We start from the raw sequence: 16535 nt of genomic DNA, 5'->3' as shown, positions 1-16535 counted from the left end.
CGAGCAGGCAGTATTCCTTGGCGTAGCTCTTCAGGCCGCTCTCGGTGATCTTGGCGAGGACGTGCTCGGGCTTGCCGGCGTTCTTCTCGGCCAGGATCGCCTTCTCGCGCTCCAGAACGTCCGGGGCGACCGAAGCGAGGTCGAGCGCGACCGGGTTGGTCGCGGCGACATGCATGGCGAGCTGGCGACCGAGTGCGGCGAGCTCATCGGCCTTGCCGGTCGACTCGAGCGCGACGATGACGCCGATCTTGCCGAGGCCGTCGGCGATCGCGCCATGGACATAGGAGCCGATCACGCCCGAGGAGACCTTGAGCGAGGAAACGCGACGCAGCGTCATGTTCTCGCCGATGGTGGCGATGGCGTTGGCGATCGCGTCCTGGACAGAGCCGCCGCCCGGATAGTGATGGCCGAGCAGCGCCTCGACGTCGCCGCCCTTCTCCAGCGCGACATCGGCGATGGTCTTGGCGAGCGCCTGGAATTCCGGGTTGCGCGCGACGAAGTCGGTCTCTGAGTTGACCTCGACGACGACACCTTCGTTGCCCTGCACCGCGACGGCGACGAGGCCCTCGGCGGCGACGCGGCCGGCCTTCTTAGCGGCCTTCGACAGGCCCTTCGCACGCAGCCAGTCGACGGCGGCTTCCATGTTGCCGTCGGTCGCCGAAAGGGCGGTCTTGCAGTCCATCATGCCCGCGCCGGTCTTGTCGCGGAGTTCCTTCACCATCGCGGCGGTGATCGCTGCCATCTGTCTTGTCCTTGCTGTCGGTGCGGCGCGAGCCCGAGGGCCGGCCGCGGATCGGAATGATGCGGACGCCTGCATGGGGAAACGCCGACGCTCCGTTTCCGGCCGTCGGCGCGTCCTCCAACTCTTTGGTCTTGCATCGGCTCTGCCCGAAAACCGCGGGCCATTTTTCGTGCCGATGCTCTAAAAGCCGGCGTCAATCGAGAACCAGATTGCGACGCGCCGATGACGCGCCGCAATCGCAAACCGAATTACGCGTCGGCGAGATCGCGAGCCTGGGCGACCCAGCCCTCGCGGTCGATCTTGCCGCCGAGCTTGAGGTCGTGGTCGATCTTGGTCACGTCGGCCGGGGTCATCGCCGCGATCTGCCAGAAGTGGTAGATGCCGCCGTCGTTCAGCTTCTGGACCGCATCCGGGCCCATGCCCGAGAGCTTGGTCAGGTCGTCCGGAGCGCCGCGCGGAGCGGTCAGCGTCTCAAAGGCGCCGGAAGCGGCCTCGAGAGCTTCCTCGACGACCGGCGCCTCGGCGGCGCCGACATCGATGCCCTGGTCGCCCGAGGCGCGGCCGATGCCGTCGATCGCCGAGCGGGCGATCAGGTCGCAATAGAGCTGGATGGCGCGGCCGGCGTCGTCATTGGCCGGGACCGGGAAGGTGATGCCATCCGGATCCGAGTTCGAGTCGACGATCGCGGCGACCGGGATACCGAGGCGCTGAGCCTCCTTGATCGCCAGCTGCTCCTTGTTGGTGTCGATCACGAAGATCATGTCCGGCGTGCCGCCCATGTCCTTGATGCCGCCGAGAGCCTTCTCGAGCTTGTCGCGCTCACGCGACAGCATCAGGCGCTCCTTCTTGGTCAGGCCGGTGCCGCCGCCGTTGAGCAGCTCGTCGACCTTGCGCAGGCGCTGGATCGAAGCCGAGATGGTCTTCCAGTTGGTCAGCATGCCGCCGAGCCAGCGGGAGTTGACGTAGTACTGGGCCGAGCGCTTGGCGGCATCGGCGATGGCATCCTGCGCCTGGCGCTTGGTGCCGACGAAGAGGACGCGGCCGCCGCGGGCGACGGTGTCCGACACGGCCTGCAGGGCGCGGTGCAGCATCGGCACCGACTGCGACAGGTCGAGGATGTGGATGTTGTTGCGGACGCCGAAGATGTACGGGGACATCTTGGGGTTCCAGCGGTGCGACTGGTGGCCGAAATGGGCACCGGCCTCGAGGAGCTGGCGCATGGAGAAATCAGGCAGAGCCATCGTATTCTAGTCCTTCCGGTTGAGCCTCTGGAGCGCGAATGAACAAGGCATGAGCTGCCACGTCACCGGAACGCCTCGGGAGATCGAGGCGATGCGCTCCATGTGGGATGGGCTGCGCCTTACAGGGGATGGCGCCGCATTGCAAGCCGGCTGGGCCGATAAAACCGAGGGCGCGGCATGATGAGGCCCATGCGAATACCGCATGGGCCGTTGCACAGACGCTTCCGGGCGCAGCCGCCCGGCCTCGCCTGCAGTCACTGCGGCAGCTTGGCTCCCATCTGCTTCACGATATCGCCGATCTGCTTGCAATAGGTGGCCGCCGTGCCGTTCGTCGCTTTGGCGATCACCTCGATGTTCTGCTCCATGCCCATGGCCGAGATCGTGCCCTTGCGGCCGGCGGCCTCGGCGGCATCGCCGCCGCTGGCATCGGCCGGCGCCGGGATCATGGCGATCAACTTCTTCTGGACCTCGGCCGCAGCCGCATCGGTGTAACCCTTGTCGGCGCAATAGCCGAGGATGCCGAGCTGGTTGCGGGCAGCCTGATAAGCCACCTTGAGCTGGTCGGCCTGAGTCTGGGCGAAAGACGGGGCGGCCGAGCCCAAAAGGGCGACTGCGGTAGCGGCCATCAACGACTTATAAAAGTTCATGGGGAATATCCTCAGGCTATCATGTTCTCAAGCATGCCAAGATGCTCGCCTACCCGCCGCCACCTGCCTAGCGCGAGCAGCGGAACCGAACAACCCGGAGCACGCCGACACGGCTGCGACGGGGGAGCGGGATCGGCGTGATTCTCGACCTGAGAACGATCTTCATCACGGGCGCACTGACCTGTTTCATCATCGGCGCGATGCAGTTGATGACCTTCGCGACCGGCCGCTTCACACGCAGCCCGATCTGGTGGGGCGTCAGCAGCCTGTGCATCGGCGCTGGCCTGCTGGGCGCGGCCTTCCGTGGCGTGATTCCTGACATCGTCTCGATCGAGTTCGCCAACACCACCATGCTGGCCGGCTGCCTGCTGCTGCTGTTCGGCATCCGTCATTTCGCGGGACGCGAGCTCAACTGGTTCGGCTTCGGAGTGGTGCTCCTGGGCATCTGGACCTTGCTCGCGCTGTCGCCCGGCGCGGAGGGCTATTCGACGCGCGTCATGGTGGTGGCGACGGTCATGGCGCTTTGCGACGCGGCCATCGTCCGAGAGGCTGTGCGGCTCGGCCGGAGGGAGCGGCTGCGCTCGGCCTGGCTGCTGGCGATCCTGTTCGCGCCGACGGTCCTGATCTATGCCGGGCGCATCGCGCTGGCGGCGCTCGACCAGGTCGGCACGACGCTGTTCCCGGTCGAGTCGGGAGCGACCGGTTGGCTTGCCGCGACCGGCGTCGCCTTCATGATCCTGAGAGGCCAGGCCCTGCTGCTCCTCGCCGCCGAGCGCAGCAACCGGATGCTGGCGACGCTCGCCCGGCGCGACCCGCTGACCGGGGCGATGAACCGCTCCGGGCTGGAGCAATGGCTGGCGCAACAATCGAACGGAGAACGGCGGGCCGCGCTGCTCCTCGTCGATATCGACCATTTCAAGCAGCTGAACGATACGCTCGGCCACGCCGCCGGCGACCGCATCCTGCGCCTCTTCGCCGGCGCGGTGCAGGAGCAATTGCGCAGCACCGACATCCTGGCCCGGCAAGGCGGCGACGAATTCGCCATCATCCTCCCCGATGTCGGCGTCCGGGAAGCGGTGCGGGTCGCCGAGCGTCTCCGCAGCGCCTTCCGCGACAAGGTCGTCGATCTCGCCGATATCGGTCTGCAGCCGACGCTCAGCATCGGCGTGGCGGAGGTCGAGCTCGGCGGGCGGCCGCTCGACGAGCTGCTGGTCGAGGCCGACGAGGCGCTCTATCGCGCCAAGCGGCTGGGCCGGGACCGCGTCCAGGCGCAGCTCAAGCCGGCGGCTTAAGTCGGCTCAGGCTTCCGGGAAAGGATGGAACACACGCAAGCGATGCCCGTCAGGGTCGCGTGCCGTGAAGGTGCGTCCGAAATCGAGATCCGTCGGCTCCTGCAGGATGACGATGCCGCGCTTGCGCCAGTCCGCATGGGCTGCGTCGACGGCTTCAAGGCTGGGGGCGATCATGGCGATCTCCGCCGCGCCGCCCGTCGTGGTCGCAGCCGGCTCGACCGTATGGCGTGACCAGAGACCGAGTCGCGCGCCCGAAGGCAGCGCGAACATCGCGAAGGTCGGCGACAGCTCCAGTGGCTCCTTGCCGAGCAGGTCGGCATAGAAGGTGGCGCTGGCAGCCGGGCTCTCGACATGAAGCAGGATGAAATGAGCGTCGAACATGGTGGCCTCCCGATCGGTTTGGATGAGGGAGACTAGAATCAGATGCTGCCAATTTCCGGCAGTGTCGATCACGCCGGAAGTGCAATGCCTTCCTTCTCGCGCCAGGCTTTGAGCAGCGCCTGGCGCCGCTGCGGATAGCGAGATTCCAGTGCCTCGAAGCGCATCAGACGGTCGGTGCGGAAATGGCGGAAATCCTGCCTGAGTTCGCACCAGGCAACGAGGACGCGGACCTGATCGAAAAAGGACAATGCCAGCGGCCAGACGATACGCTCGCTGGTGCGCCCCTCGGCGTCGCCATAGCCGATGGAAGCGCGCCGCTCCGCCCGGATGGCCTTGCGAATGGCGGCCAGATCGAGCTGCGGGGCATCGACCAGCATCTTTCCCGGCCCGAGGATCAGCGCCGCGTCCTCGACGCGGCGGGTCAGATCGGCCGGCAGCACCGCGACGATCTTGGCCATGGCGTCGCGTGCCGCCAAGGCGAGGGCCGGGTCGGCTCGGTCCGCCACCCAGCGCGAGCCCAGCACCAAAGCCTCTATCTCCTCCTCGCTGAACATCAGCGGCGGCAGCATGAAGCCGGGCTTCAGGATGTAGCCGAGGCCGGGCTCGCCCTCGATCGGCGCGCCCTGCCCCTGCAGCGTGACGATGTCGCGATAGAGCGTGCGGATGCTGACGCCGAGCTCGGCCGCGAGCTTGCGGCCGGAGACCGGGCGGCGATGCCGGCGCAGCACCTGAACGAGATCGAGCAGGCGCTGGGCGCGGGACATCTGCGCCTCAGAGCGCCAAGGTCGCGGCGGTCACACGCCTGATCCCAGCTGCGGCCATGTCCGCCCAGGCCTTGTCGAGCGAGCCGTCGAGATCGATGGCGCGGCAGGCATCCTCAACGACGACGGTCTCGAAGCCGGCGCGAGCGGCATCCTGCGCCGTCCAGTTCACGCAGAAATCCGTGGCGAGGCCGGCGATGACGACGCGCACGATGCCGCGCTCGCGCAGATATCCTTCCAGCCCTGTCCGCGTCCGGCGATCGGCCTCGACGAAGCCGGAATAGCTGTCGATGCCCCCGCGAAAGCCCTTGCGGATCACTGCCTCGGCATGGGTCAGATCGAGCCCGGCATGGAAGGCAGCTCCCGTAGAGCCTTGCACGCAATGATCCGGCCAGAGCACCTGCGGGCCATAGGCCAGCTCGATCGTCTCGAACGGCTTGCGGCCGGGATGGCTGGAGGCGAAGGAGGCATGGCCGGCCGGGTGCCAGTCCTGCGTCAGCACGACATGGCGGAAGCGGCGCCCGAGCGTGTTGACGACAGGCACGACGGCATCGCCATCCGTCACGGCGAGGCTGCCGCCCGGGCAGAAATCATTCTGGACGTCGACGACGAGCAACACGGTCCGATCGTCGGCCATCGGCTCAGCTCCTATTGCAGCCTGACATCGACCACGCCGGGCGCGGCCCGCACGGCATTGGCGATCTGCTGGTTGACCGGGAACTTGCCCGGCAGTTCGATCTCAACCTCCTGGGCGCCGTCATCGATGATCATGATGATCGAGACCTTGCCTTCGGCGCGCGTCGCCTCGCGCGGGCGGATGCGCTCGGCGACCGAAGCCACCGCCTTGTCGTCGCGCAGATAGACGACGAGGTCCTGCTTCTGGCGCGCGGCGAGGCCGTCGAGCTCCTCGGCATCCTCGATGCGCGGACGCACCTCTTCGCCATCGAGCACGGCCGATAGCCTCAGCACCAGCGCCCTGCCCGGTTCCAGCAGGTCGCGCAGCTTCATCAACCCTTCCGAGAACAGCACGGCCTCGAACTGGCCGCTCGGGTCCGAGAGATTGACGATGCCCATCTTGGAGCCGGACTTGGTACGCCGCTCCGATTTGTCGATGACGGAGACCGCGACCTTGCCGACGCCGGTGCCGTTGACACGCACGGTCTGGGCGAAATCGGCATAGCGCTGGACGCGCAGGCGCTTCAGCACATGCTCGTAATCGTCGAGCGGGTGACCGGAGAGGAAGAAGCCGACCGCCTCGTGCTCGCGCTTCAACTTCTCGGCGGGCGCCCAGGGCTCGACCTGCGGGATGCGGAAGGCCTCCTGCACCACGCCGCCGCCGAGCAGGTCGAACTGGCCTGCCGCCGCCTCGTCGCGGGTGCGGTTCGAGAGCGCCAGCATGCCGTCGAGCGCCGCGACGGCGCGGGCGCGATCCGCCTCCAGCTCGTCGAGCGCGCCGGCGGCGATCAGCGCTTCCAGCGTACGGCGGTTGACCAGCCTGGTGTCGATGCGGCGGGCGAGATCGGCGAGATCGCGGAACGGGCCATTTGCCTGCCGCGCGGCCACCAGCGATTCCACCGCAGCCGTGCCGACGCCCTTGATGGCGCCGAGCGCGTAGAAGATTTTGCCGTCGGCCACGTCGAACTCGACGCCGGACTGGTTGATCGCCGGCCGCTCGACCTTGATGCCGAGCCGCTCGGCATCACGGCGAAATTCCGAGAGCTTGTCGGTGTTGCCCATGTCGAGCGTCATCGACGCCGCCAGGAACTCGACCGGGTAATTCGCCTTGAGATAGGCAGTCTGGAAGGCGACGATGGCATAGGCCGCCGCGTGGCTCTTGTTGAAGCCGTAGTCCGCGAACTTCGCCAGCAGGTCGAAGATCTCGGAGGCGATGTCCTTCTTGATGCCGCCCTCGATCGCGCCCTTTACGAAGCGGTCGCGCTGGGCGTCCATCTCCGCCTTGATCTTCTTGCCCATGGCGCGGCGCAGCAGGTCCGCTTCGCCGAGCGAATAGCCCGAGAGCGCCTGCGCCACCTGCATCACCTGCTCCTGGTAGACGATGATGCCATGGGTCTCGCGCAGATAGGGCTCCATGCCGGGGTGGAGATAGGTCGGTTCTTCCAGCCCGAGCTTGCGGCGGCAATAGGTCGGGATGTTGTCCATCGGGCCCGGCCGGTAGAGCGCCACCAGCGCGATCAGATCCTCGATCCGGTCGGCCTTCATCTCGACCAGCGCCTTGCGCATGCCGACCGATTCCACCTGGAACACGCCGACCGTCTCGCCGCGGGCCAGCATGGCGTAGGTGGTCGGATCGTCGAAAGGCAATTTCGCGAGATCGATATGGATGTCGCGCTGGGCGATGAGCTTCACGGCGGTCGTCAGCGTGGTCAGCGTCTTCAGGCCGAGGAAGTCGAACTTCACCAGCCCGGCCTGCTCGACCCATTTCATGTTGAACTGGGTGACACGCATGCCGGTACGCGGATCGACCGAGAGCGCGACGAGCTGTTCGAGCGGCCGGTCGCCGATCACCACGCCTGCGGCGTGAGTCGAAGCATGGCGGTGAAGCCCTTCCAGCTTCTGGCCAATTTCGAGCAGGCGCGCGACGATCGGCTCCTCCTCTGCCGCCTGCTGCAGCTTGGGCTCACCCTCGATCGCGTCCTTCAGCGAGATCGGCTTGGCCGGGTTCTGCGGCACGAGCTTGGTCAGCTTGTCGACCTGGCCATAGGGCATTTCGAGAACGCGGCCGACGTCGCGCAGCACGCCGCGGGCGAGCAGCGTGCCGAAGGTGATGATCTGGGCGACGCGCTCCTGCCCGTAATGGTGCTTCACATATTCGATCACCTCTTCACGCCGGTTCTGGCAGAAGTCGATGTCGAAGTCGGGCATCGAGACGCGGTCGGGATTGAGGAAGCGCTCGAAGAGCAGGCCGAAGCGCAGCGGGTCGACGTCGGTGATGGTCAGCGCATAGGCGACGAGCGAGCCCGCGCCGGAGCCGCGGCCCGGCCCGACCGGAATGTCATGGTTCTTCGCCCATTTGATGAAGTCCGAGACGATCAGGAAGTAGCCCGGGAACTTCATCCTCGTGATGATCGAGAGTTCGAAATCGAGCCGCTTCTCGTAATCCTCGACGGTGAAGCCCTCGGCCGGGCCGTGCTTGGCGAGCCGCGCGGCAAGGCCGGCGCGCGCCTGTTCCTGAAGCTCCTCGGCCTCGTCGCGGCCCTCCTCGCCGAAGCGGGGCAGGATCGGCTTGCGGGTGGTGACGCGCCAATGACAGCGCATCGCGATCTCGACTGTGTTCGCCAACGCTTCCGGCAGGTCGGCGAAGCGCTTCTTCATCTCGGCGCGCGAGGCGAAATAATGCTCGGGCGAAACGCGGCGGCGCGTACCGTCGGAAACAAGGCGGCCCTCGGCGACAGCAAGCAGCGCGTCATGCGCGTCGAAATCGGCCGGCTTGGCGAAGAAGGGCTCGTTGGTCGCGACGATCGGGAGGTCGGAATCATAGGCAAGGCGCAGGAGATGCGCTTCCCGCGCCGCCTCGCCCTCGCCGCCATGGCGCTGGATCTCGACATAGAGCCGGTCGCCATAGATGCCGGCGAGCGTCGTAAGACGCGACTGCGCCTGGGGGAGTTGGCCGAGGCGGAGCGCAACGTCGATCGGCCCGTCCTGCCCGCCGGTCAGCGCGATCAGGCCGGTATTGTAGGCGGCAAGGCGCTCGACCGTGGTAACCGGCTGACCCGAGCCGCCCGTCGCCAAAGCCGCCTCGCTGACGAGCTTCATCAGGTTGCCATAGCCGCCCTCGTCCATGGCGAGCAGGACGATATGCGGCAGGCGCTGCGGCTGCGTCGGCTTGCGGCTGCCCTCGCCCTCATCGGCGAAATCGACCGAGAGCTGCACGCCAACGATCGGCTGCAGGCCGGAACCCGCAAGCTTCTCCGAGAATTCGAGGCCGCCGAAGAGATTGTCGGTATCGGTCAGTGCCAGCGCCGGCTGGCCGTCGGCCACGGCCATCTTGGCCAGCGTCGCGATCGTCATCGCGCCTTCGAGCAGCGAATAGCTCGAATGGACATGCAGATGGACGAAGCCGATCTCCTGGAGAACGCGCGCCTCGCCAGCTTCGCTGCTCATGTCCCACTCCTGCCGCCGCAACCGGGCGACTCGTCGACCCTGTCCTTATGCGCCTCTTATGCGTCCTGGGCGGGGCCGGCGTCGAGGGCTTGCGGGCCCATCTGTGGATGGCTCCTGCCGTGCTCAGACATGCGGGCCGGAGAGGATGGCAGCCCAGAGCCAGATCATGCCGAGGAAGACGCCAAGCGAGGCGATCTCGGCGAGGCCGGCGGCGAATTTACGCGCTGCAGTCATGAGAACCTCCTGTGTTCGTGATAAGTTCAATTTAGTTCATGTTTTGTTCTCGTCAATGTCGATAGGGAACCCGGTGACGCGATCCCGACGCAGCGGTTAATGAAATCCTACCGAAAGCCTGGTACGGCGGCAGCTCCTCATTTTCGCCACCCGCGCCGGCCATCGCGGAACCGCGCCTTTCCAGCGCGACCACATGCACGGGAGAAGGGAGACGAGGCTTGATCAAGCTTCGAACGTCAGGCGCGATCGCGCTGGCCGGGCTCATGCTCGGCGCCTGCAGCGAGGCCGAGGCGCAGAAGGATGATTTCCTGCCGCTGATCCAGGCCTATTTCGACAAGGAGCCGGTCTGCGTCGCCTTCCGGAAGCTGCCCTTCGACGCCAACAACGCCTGGTTCCAGGGCAATCTGCGGACCCTGGTCGAACCGGGATTGCTCAGCGAAGAGGACAGCCCGGCGGATGTGCAGGCGGCGATCGGCCCGTCGCGCCGCTTCGTCCTCACACGGGCAGGGGCCAAATTCTACAAGCCCGACGGCCTGCCGGAGGCACCGCGGATACCGGTGCTCTGTTTCGCGCGCCGCCAGATCACCGGCATCACGAAAACCGAGATCGATCCGCCGCGCAGCGCCGAGGAAGAGGAAGATGCGATCTATCCACGCAAGGCGCGGGTCCGCTTCGGCCAGCGCATCGTCGAGGTCGCGCCCTGGGCAGAGGCCAAGCCGGTACAGGAAGCGTTTTCCGCCTTCGGCATTCAGCTCAAGACCTCCGGCGAGGACGGCGAGATCGACTTCACCTGGAAGGATGGTGCCTGGCGGGCCGAGCCGAGCTACGCCTTCCCGCTTCGGGATGCGCGGCAGCTCGGGCGGTAGAGCCAGCCACCTACAGCTTGACGACCAGCCCGTCGCGGATCGTGACCTGCCGATCCATCTGGCGAGCGAGTTCGAGATTGTGCGTCGCGATCAGCGCCGCCAATCCTGAGGCGCGGGCCAAGGCCATCAGCGTGCCGAAGACATGCTGCGAGGTGTGCGGATCGAGGTTGCCGGTCGGCTCGTCGGCCAGCAGCAGACGCGGGCCGTTCGCGACGGCGCGGCCGATCGCGACGCGCTGCTGCTCACCGCCGGACAATTCGCCCGGCAGATGATCGAGCCGCTCGCCGAGGCCAAGGAAGGTCAAAAGCTCCGAGGCGCGCTCTTCGGCGATCTGGCGGGAAAGACCCCGGATTCGCTGAGGCAGCACGACGTTCTCCAGCGCCGTGAATTCCGGCAGGAGATGGTGGAACTGGTAGACGAAGCCGATCTCGGTGCGGCGCAGTCGCGTGCGGCCCTTGTCGTCGAGCTTGGTCGTGGCGAGCCCGCCGACGAAGACCTCGCCGGCATCGGGTTTCTCCAGCAGGCCGGCGACATGCAGCAGCGTCGACTTGCCGGTTCCGCTCGGCGCGACCAGGGCGACGACCTCGCCCGGCCAGAGGGCGAAATCGGCCTTGCGCAGCACTTCGAGCGGCGCGTCGCTCTGCGGATAATAGCGCTCGACCTGGGAGAGGAAGAGCGCGGGCATCTCTTGCGCCATCGGCTCAACCCATCCTGAGAGCTTCGACCGGGTCGAGGCGTGCCGCCTTCCAGGCCGGATAGAGCGTCGCCAGCAGCGACAAGGTCAGCGCCATCACCACCACGCTCACCACCTCGCTCCAGTCGGTGACGGAGGGGATATCGCTGAGGAAGCGGACGGTCGGGTCCCAGAGATTGGCGCCCGTGATCCAGTTCAGCGCGGCCATGATCGACTTGATGTTCTTGGCGAAGACGACGCCGAGCGCGAGGCCGGCGAGCGTGCCGAAGACGCCGATCGCCGCCCCTGTGATCAGGAAGACGCGCAGCACGGTGCCGCGTGTGCAGCCCATGGTGCGCATGATCGCGATATCGGCGGTCTTGTCCTTCACCAGCATGATCAGGCCGGAGACGATGTTCAGCGCCGCGACCAGCACGATCAGCGTCAGGATGATGAACATCACGTTCCGCTCGACTTCGAGCGCATTGAAGAACGAGCGGTTGCGCTGGCGCCAGTCGGAGAGCACCAGCGGGCGTGGCGCATCGGCCTCGATCGCGTCGCGAACGGACTGGGTCTTGTCGGGATTGTCGACGAAGATTTCGATGACATTCACATCGCCGTCGCGGTTGAAATAGGCCTGGGCCTCGTTCAGCGGCATGTAGACGAAGGTGCCGTCGAACTCGGTCATGCCGATCTCGAAGATCGCCTTGACCGGATAGGCCTTGATGCGCGGCGCCGTGCCGAAGGGCGTCGAAGCGCCCTGCGGCGAAACCAGCGTCATCATGTCGCCGGCCTGGATTCCGAGCGCATTGGCGAGGCGCCGGCCGATGGCGACGCCGGGCGTCCCGCTGTCGAAACCGTCGAGCGTGCCGGACTTGATGTTGCCGCCGATGAAGGGGATCGCCTTGATGTCGGCCTCGCGTATGCCGCGCACCAGCACGCCGTTGTTGCCGGTCTGCGAGGAGGCGAGCGCCTGCCCCTCGACCAGCGGAATGGCGAGCTTGATTCCGGGGATCTTGCTGAGCCTGGCGGCGACGCTGTCGTAATCGTCGAGCGGACGGTCGATCGGGGTCGCGAAGATATGGCCGTTCACGCCGACGATCTTGCTGAGCAGCTCGATCCGGAAGCCGTTCATCACCGACATCACGATGATCAGCGTCGCGACGCCGAGCATGATGCCGAGGAAGGAGAAGCCGGCGATGACCGAGACGAAGCCCTCGCGGCGGCGCGTGCGCAGATAACGCCCGGCGAGCAGCCATTCGAAACCGGCGAAGGCCTTGGTCCCGGTCGGGATTTCGGCGCTGTCGGCGACGGCGCTCATGCGGTGGCTCCCATCCGATGCGTCGTCATGACGGAGCCTGCCGTCACGCCGCCCGGCCCTTGAAGCGGTCGAGCGCGGCCTCCAGCGAGACGAGCTCGCGCTCGCCGCCGGCACGGCGCTTCAGCTCGACCCTGCCCTCGGCCAGCCCCTTCGGGCCGACGATGATCTGCCAGGGCACGCCGATCAGGTCGGCGGTGGCAAATTTGGCGCCGGGACGATCATCGGTGTCGTCGAGAACGGCGTCGTAGCCCTTGCCGAGCAGGTGCTGATAGATCTGCTCAGCCGCGCCGTCGGTCGCCGCATCACCGGCCTTGAGGTTGATGACCGCGATGTCGAAAGGCGCGATCTCCTCGGGCCAGACGATGCCGGCATCGTCATGGCCGGCCTCGATCAGCGCCGCGACGAGGCGGCTCGGGCCGATGCCGTAGGAGCCGCCATGCAACAGCACGGGCTGGCCGTCAGGCCCCGCGACAGCCGCGCCCATCGGCTCGGAATATTTGGTGCCGAAATAGAAGATATGGCCGACCTCGATGCCGCGCGCCGAGACGCGCTTGTCTTCGGGGACCGCCTCGAAGGCGGCCTTGTCGTGCATTTCCTCAGTCGCGGCGTAGAGGCTCGTCCACTTGTCGAAGACGCCCTGCAGGCCGGCGACGCTGTCGAAATCGGTATCGGCGGCCGGCGTCTCGAAATTCAGGTAGTCGCTGTGGCAGAAGACCTCGCTCTCGCCGGTCGAGGCGAGCACGATGAACTCGTGGCTGAGATCGCCGCCGATCGGGCCGGTATCGGCCTTCATCGGGATCGCCTTCAGGCCGAGCCGCGCGAAGGTGCGCAGATAAGCCGTGAACATGCGGTTGTAGGCGTGGCGGGCCGCATCCTTGTCGAGATCGAAGGAATAGGCGTCCTTCATCAGGAACTCGCGGCCGCGCATCACGCCGAAGCGCGGGCGGACCTCGTCGCGGAACTTCCACTGGATGTGGTAGAGATTGAGCGGCAGGTCCTTGTAGGACTTGACGTAGGAGCGGACGATCTCGGTGACCATCTCCTCGTTGGTCGGGCCGTACAGCATGTCGCGATCATGCCGGTCCTTGATGCGCAGCATCTCCTTGCCATAGGCGTCGTAGCGCCCGCTCTCACGCCAGAGATCGGCCGACTGGATGGTCGGCATCAGAATCTCGATGGCGCCCGAGCGATTCTGCTCCTCGCGGATGACATTGCTGATCTTGTTGAGCACGCGCAGGCCCAGCGGCAGCCAGGAATAGATGCCCGCGGATTGCTGGCGGATCATGCCGGCGCGCAGCATCAGCCGGTGCGAGACGATCTCCGCTTCCTTGGGCGTATCGCGCAGAAGGGGCAGGAAATAGCGGGAAAGACGCATCGGAAAACCTGTCGGAGGGCCCTGCGCGCGGAATCGCGCCGGGTGATCGGAGAGCGAGTCGGCCTTGCTGAGAGACACCATCGCTCTCGGCAAAATGCAAACCAAAATCAGCAGGAAGCGGCGGAAGATGGCGAAGTTATGTGCCTTTCGCCGCAGATAGCGCACTCACCCCTTGGCGAAGCGCGCCTTCAACGCAGCGAGCACCGGCGCCGGCACGAAGGGCGAGACATCGCCGCCCATCGCCGCGATCTGACGCACCAGCGTCGCGGTGATGTAGCGCACGCCGGGCGAGGCCGGCAGGAAGACGGTCTGCACGTCCGGCGCCATGGTGCCGTTCATCCCGGCCATCTGCATCTCGTAGTCGAGGTCGCTGCCATCGCGCAGGCCGCGAATGATGATCGAGGCCCCTGCCCGGCGCGCCGCATCGACGGCGAGATCGTCGAAGGTCACGACATCGAGCGCGGCGCCCTTCGCCACGAGCAAGGGCGTGGCGACCTGATGCAGCAGATCGGCGCGCTGCTCGACCGACAAGAGCGGCGTCTTGCCGGGATGAACCCCGATCGCCAGGACGAGCGTGTCGCAGAGGCCGGCGGCCGCCGCGATGACGTCGGCATGGCCGTTGGTCACGGGATCGAAGGAGCCGGTGTAGAAAGCGATGCGTGCCATAGGGCCAGCGTTAGCGGCTGGGCCGGGAGACGACAAGTCTTCTCAGGGGCTTGGGCAATCTCAGCTCAGCGGCACCAGCGCGGCGAGCGCTGCGGCGCTGCCGATGATGATCGAGACGAGAACCATGAGGGAGGCCGCAGCGGAAGCGCGACGGGAACTGGCGAAGGACAGGCGGGTATCCATGAAGATAGCCTCGGCGAATCGGAACTTATCCGGTTTCCCTTGGGTGATGGCCGGCGGGGGCCGTCCCAAGGCGAGATTTTGACGAAACGGTGACATCGGCCGCTTGTTCCGGCTTTCGATTGCCTTTTTGGGCCGCGCAAGCCTAAACGGGCGCGCCATGCTGACGCTCAACGACATCACCTACCGTCTCGGCGAGCGCCTGCTGCTCGACCATACCGGCGCCGCCATCCCCGACGGCGCGCGCGTCGGCTTCGTCGGCCGCAACGGCACGGGCAAGACCACGCTGTTCAAGATCATCACCGGCGATCTCGGCACCGAGAGCGGCAATATCAGCCTGCCGAAGGGCCGGCGCATCGGCGGCGTCGCGCAGGAAGCGCCCGGCGGACCGGAGACGCTGATCGAGGTCGTGCTCGCGGCGGATACCGAGCGCACGGCGCTGATGACCGAAGCGGAGACCGCGACCGATCCGCACCGCATCGCCGAGATCGGCACGCGGCTCGCCGATATCGGCGCGCATTCGGCACCAGCGCGCGCAGCGATGGTGCTGCACGGGCTCGGCTTCAACGAGGAGGCGCAGCAACGCCCCTGCTCCGATTTCTCGGGCGGCTGGCGCATGCGCGTCGCGCTCGCAGCCGTGCTGTTCTCCGAGCCCGACCTGCTGCTCCTCGACGAACCCACCAACTATCTCGACCTCGAAGGCACGCTCTGGCTCTACGACTACCTGGAGCGCTATCCGCATACCGTGATCGTCATCAGCCACGATCGCGAATTGCTGGACACCTCGGTCGACCACATCATGCATCTCGACCAGGGCAAGCTCACGCTCTATCGCGGCGGCTATTCCTCGTTCGAGAAGCAGCGCGCCGAAAAGCAGATGCAGCTCGCCCGCGCCAAGGAGAAGCAGGACGCCGAGCGCAAGCATCTCCAGTCCTTCGTCGACCGCTTCAAGGCCAAGGCGACCAAGGCCCGGCAGGCGCAGTCGCGCGTCAAGCGTCTGGAGAAGATGCAGACCATCGCTGCGATCGTCGACCGTGACGTCCAGCCCTTCGTCTTCCCCGGCCCGGAAAAGCCGCTCTCCCCGCCGATGATCGTGCTGGAGGATGCCAGCGCCGGCTATGGCGAGCGCAAGGTTCTGTCGCGGCTCAACCTCTCGCTGGCGCCGGACGATCGCATCGCGCTGCTCGGCTCGAACGGCAACGGCAAGTCGACCTTCTGCAAGCTGATCGGCGGCCGGCTCGATGCCATATCAGGCGAGATGAAGAAATCGAGCAAGCTGGAGACGGCCTATTTCGCCCAGCATCAGCTCGACGAGTTGCGGATCGAGGATACCCCGGTCGGCCATCTGCGCGACCTGATGCCGGATGCGCCGGAGGCGAAGGTCCGCTCCAAGGCGGCGCAGATCGGCTTCCCTGCCTCCAAGGCCGATACGCCAGTGAAGCTGCTCTCAGGCGGCGAGAAGGCACGGCTGATGCTCGGGCTCGCGACCTTCCACGGGCCGCATCTGCTGATCCTCGACGAGCCGACCAACCATCTCGACATCGACAGCCGCACCGCTCTGGTCACCGCGATCAACGACTATCCCGGCGCCGTCATCCTCGTCAGCCACGACCGCTTCCTGATCGAGGCCTGCGCCGACCGGCTCTGGCTCGTCGGCGGCGGGACGGTGAAGAATTTCGACGGCGACATGGACGACTACCGCACCTATGTGCTGGGCGCCGCCAAGGCCGAGAAGCGCGGCAAGCCGGCTCCGGACGCCAGCGCCAAGCCCAAGGCCGACGAGCGCAAGGAGGCGGCGACCAAGCGCGCGGCGCAGGGGCCGCTGAGGCAGAAGCTCAACCTCGCCGAGGCGCGCATCGCCAAGCTGACCGGGCTGATCGAGAAGGTCGATGCCGCGCTCGCCAACGGCGCCTTCGCACGCGAGCCGGACAAGGCGTTACAGATCTCGCGCCAGCGCGCGGAGCTGTCGGAGGCGCTGGCGGCGGCCGAGGAGGAATGGCTTCTGCTCGGCGAGGAGCTGGAGAGAGCCTGAGC

15 protein-coding genes are annotated in these 16535 nt (G+C 66.6%); 3 read left to right on the top strand and 12 right to left on the bottom strand.

Annotated elements, in window-relative coordinates; genetic code table 11:
• The 3 genes from tsf to Q0Q36_RS20880 all read right to left on the bottom strand — a co-directional run.
• The coding region (gene tsf, locus Q0Q36_RS20890; protein WP_293801080.1) for a translation elongation factor Ts at positions 1 to 742 on the bottom strand (742 nt) is incomplete at its 3' end.
• A gap of 248 nt (positions 743 to 990) precedes the next feature.
• Positions 991 to 1983 carry a 30S ribosomal protein S2 gene (locus Q0Q36_RS20885; protein ID WP_293801078.1) on the bottom strand — a complete coding sequence of 331 codons (993 nt, stop codon included), beginning with the start codon at positions 1981 to 1983 and terminating at the stop codon, positions 991 to 993.
• Positions 1984 to 2237: 254 nt separating this feature from the next.
• The gene (locus Q0Q36_RS20880; protein WP_293801076.1) at positions 2238 to 2630 is read right to left on the bottom strand and encodes a pore-forming ESAT-6 family protein; all 393 of its coding nucleotides are present in this window, start codon (positions 2628 to 2630) and stop codon (positions 2238 to 2240) included.
• Between the two features lie 137 nt (positions 2631 to 2767).
• On the opposite strand from Q0Q36_RS20880, the gene Q0Q36_RS20875 reads away from it, so the two are divergent.
• Positions 2768 to 3922, top strand: a complete 1155-nt coding sequence (locus Q0Q36_RS20875; protein ID WP_293801074.1) for a GGDEF domain-containing protein — start codon at positions 2768 to 2770, stop codon at positions 3920 to 3922.
• Positions 3923 to 3928: 6 nt separating this feature from the next.
• Here the strand turns inward: Q0Q36_RS20875 and Q0Q36_RS20870 are convergent, their stop codons facing one another.
• From Q0Q36_RS20870 to dnaE, 4 genes are all read right to left on the bottom strand, one after another.
• Positions 3929 to 4303 (bottom strand): VOC family protein, encoded by a 375-nt coding sequence (locus Q0Q36_RS20870; RefSeq protein WP_293801072.1) that lies wholly within the window; start codon positions 4301 to 4303, stop codon positions 3929 to 3931.
• A gap of 68 nt (positions 4304 to 4371) precedes the next feature.
• On the bottom strand, positions 4372 to 5067 hold the full coding sequence (locus tag Q0Q36_RS20865; RefSeq protein ID WP_293801070.1) for a YafY family protein: 696 nt from the start codon (positions 5065 to 5067) through the stop codon (positions 4372 to 4374).
• Positions 5068 to 5074: 7 nt separating this feature from the next.
• Positions 5075 to 5701 (bottom strand): bifunctional nicotinamidase/pyrazinamidase, encoded by a 627-nt coding sequence (gene pncA / locus Q0Q36_RS20860; protein ID WP_293801068.1) that lies wholly within the window; start codon positions 5699 to 5701, stop codon positions 5075 to 5077.
• A gap of 11 nt (positions 5702 to 5712) precedes the next feature.
• Entirely contained in the window at positions 5713 to 9186 is a 3474-nt protein-coding gene (dnaE, locus tag Q0Q36_RS20855; protein ID WP_293801066.1) for a DNA polymerase III subunit alpha, read from the bottom strand.
• Between the two features lie 452 nt (positions 9187 to 9638).
• Here dnaE and Q0Q36_RS20850 point away from each other — a divergent pair, with 452 nt between their 5' ends.
• Entirely contained in the window at positions 9639 to 10286 is a 648-nt protein-coding gene (locus Q0Q36_RS20850) for a hypothetical protein (protein ID WP_293801064.1), read from the top strand.
• 10 nt (positions 10287 to 10296) lie between these two features.
• Here the strand turns inward: Q0Q36_RS20850 and Q0Q36_RS20845 are convergent, their stop codons facing one another.
• From Q0Q36_RS20845 to Q0Q36_RS20825, 5 genes are all read right to left on the bottom strand, one after another.
• Complete coding sequence (locus tag Q0Q36_RS20845) at positions 10297 to 10983, bottom strand: ABC transporter ATP-binding protein (protein WP_293801062.1); 687 nt, start codon at positions 10981 to 10983, stop codon at positions 10297 to 10299.
• Positions 10984 to 10987: 4 nt separating this feature from the next.
• The gene (locus Q0Q36_RS20840; RefSeq protein ID WP_293801060.1) at positions 10988 to 12280 is read right to left on the bottom strand and encodes a lipoprotein-releasing ABC transporter permease subunit; all 1293 of its coding nucleotides are present in this window, start codon (positions 12278 to 12280) and stop codon (positions 10988 to 10990) included.
• A 43-nt stretch (positions 12281 to 12323) separates the two neighbouring features.
• Positions 12324 to 13655 carry a proline--tRNA ligase gene (gene proS / locus Q0Q36_RS20835; RefSeq protein ID WP_293801058.1) on the bottom strand — a complete coding sequence of 444 codons (1332 nt, stop codon included), beginning with the start codon at positions 13653 to 13655 and terminating at the stop codon, positions 12324 to 12326.
• 165 nt (positions 13656 to 13820) lie between these two features.
• Positions 13821 to 14321: a pantetheine-phosphate adenylyltransferase gene (gene coaD / locus Q0Q36_RS20830; RefSeq protein ID WP_293801056.1), complete on the bottom strand. Its 501-nt coding sequence runs from the start codon at positions 14319 to 14321 to the stop codon at positions 13821 to 13823.
• 60 nt (positions 14322 to 14381) lie between these two features.
• A complete protein-coding gene (locus tag Q0Q36_RS20825; RefSeq protein WP_293801054.1) occupies positions 14382 to 14675 on the bottom strand; it encodes a hypothetical protein in 294 nt (97 codons plus the stop codon).
• On the opposite strand from Q0Q36_RS20825, the gene Q0Q36_RS20820 reads away from it, so the two are divergent.
• Positions 14662 to 16533 carry an ABC-F family ATP-binding cassette domain-containing protein gene (locus Q0Q36_RS20820; RefSeq protein ID WP_293801052.1) on the top strand — a complete coding sequence of 624 codons (1872 nt, stop codon included), beginning with the start codon at positions 14662 to 14664 and terminating at the stop codon, positions 16531 to 16533. The genes Q0Q36_RS20825 and Q0Q36_RS20820 overlap by 14 nt on opposite strands.
• The last annotated feature ends 2 nt before the right edge of the window (positions 16534 to 16535 follow it).

Source organism: uncultured Allobosea sp. (assembly GCF_945957345.1).
In the GTDB taxonomy this organism is placed as follows: domain Bacteria; phylum Pseudomonadota; class Alphaproteobacteria; order Rhizobiales; family Beijerinckiaceae; genus Allobosea.
Note: the sequence above shows the minus strand (reverse complement) of the source record. Positions and strands in the feature narration are given on the sequence as shown.

Coding starts and splice junctions, on each gene's coding strand:
- proS (WP_293801058.1), bottom strand. CDS start 13,655: ATGCGTCTTTCCCGCTATTTCCTGCCCCTTCTGCGCGATACGCCCAAG.
- Q0Q36_RS20840 (WP_293801060.1), bottom strand. CDS start 12,280: ATGAGCGCCGTCGCCGACAGCGCCGAAATCCCGACCGGGACCAAGGCC.
- Q0Q36_RS20880 (WP_293801076.1), bottom strand. CDS start 2,630: ATGAACTTTTATAAGTCGTTGATGGCCGCTACCGCAGTCGCCCTTTTG.
- Q0Q36_RS20885 (WP_293801078.1), bottom strand. CDS start 1,983: ATGGCTCTGCCTGATTTCTCCATGCGCCAGCTCCTCGAGGCCGGTGCC.
- dnaE (WP_293801066.1), bottom strand. CDS start 9,186: ATGAGCAGCGAAGCTGGCGAGGCGCGCGTTCTCCAGGAGATCGGCTTC.
- coaD (WP_293801056.1), bottom strand. CDS start 14,321: ATGGCACGCATCGCTTTCTACACCGGCTCCTTCGATCCCGTGACCAAC.
- Q0Q36_RS20870 (WP_293801072.1), bottom strand. CDS start 4,303: ATGTTCGACGCTCATTTCATCCTGCTTCATGTCGAGAGCCCGGCTGCC.
- pncA (WP_293801068.1), bottom strand. CDS start 5,701: ATGGCCGACGATCGGACCGTGTTGCTCGTCGTCGACGTCCAGAATGAT.
- Q0Q36_RS20820 (WP_293801052.1), top strand. CDS start 14,662: ATGCTGACGCTCAACGACATCACCTACCGTCTCGGCGAGCGCCTGCTG.
- Q0Q36_RS20865 (WP_293801070.1), bottom strand. CDS start 5,067: ATGTCCCGCGCCCAGCGCCTGCTCGATCTCGTTCAGGTGCTGCGCCGG.
- Q0Q36_RS20845 (WP_293801062.1), bottom strand. CDS start 10,983: ATGGCGCAAGAGATGCCCGCGCTCTTCCTCTCCCAGGTCGAGCGCTAT.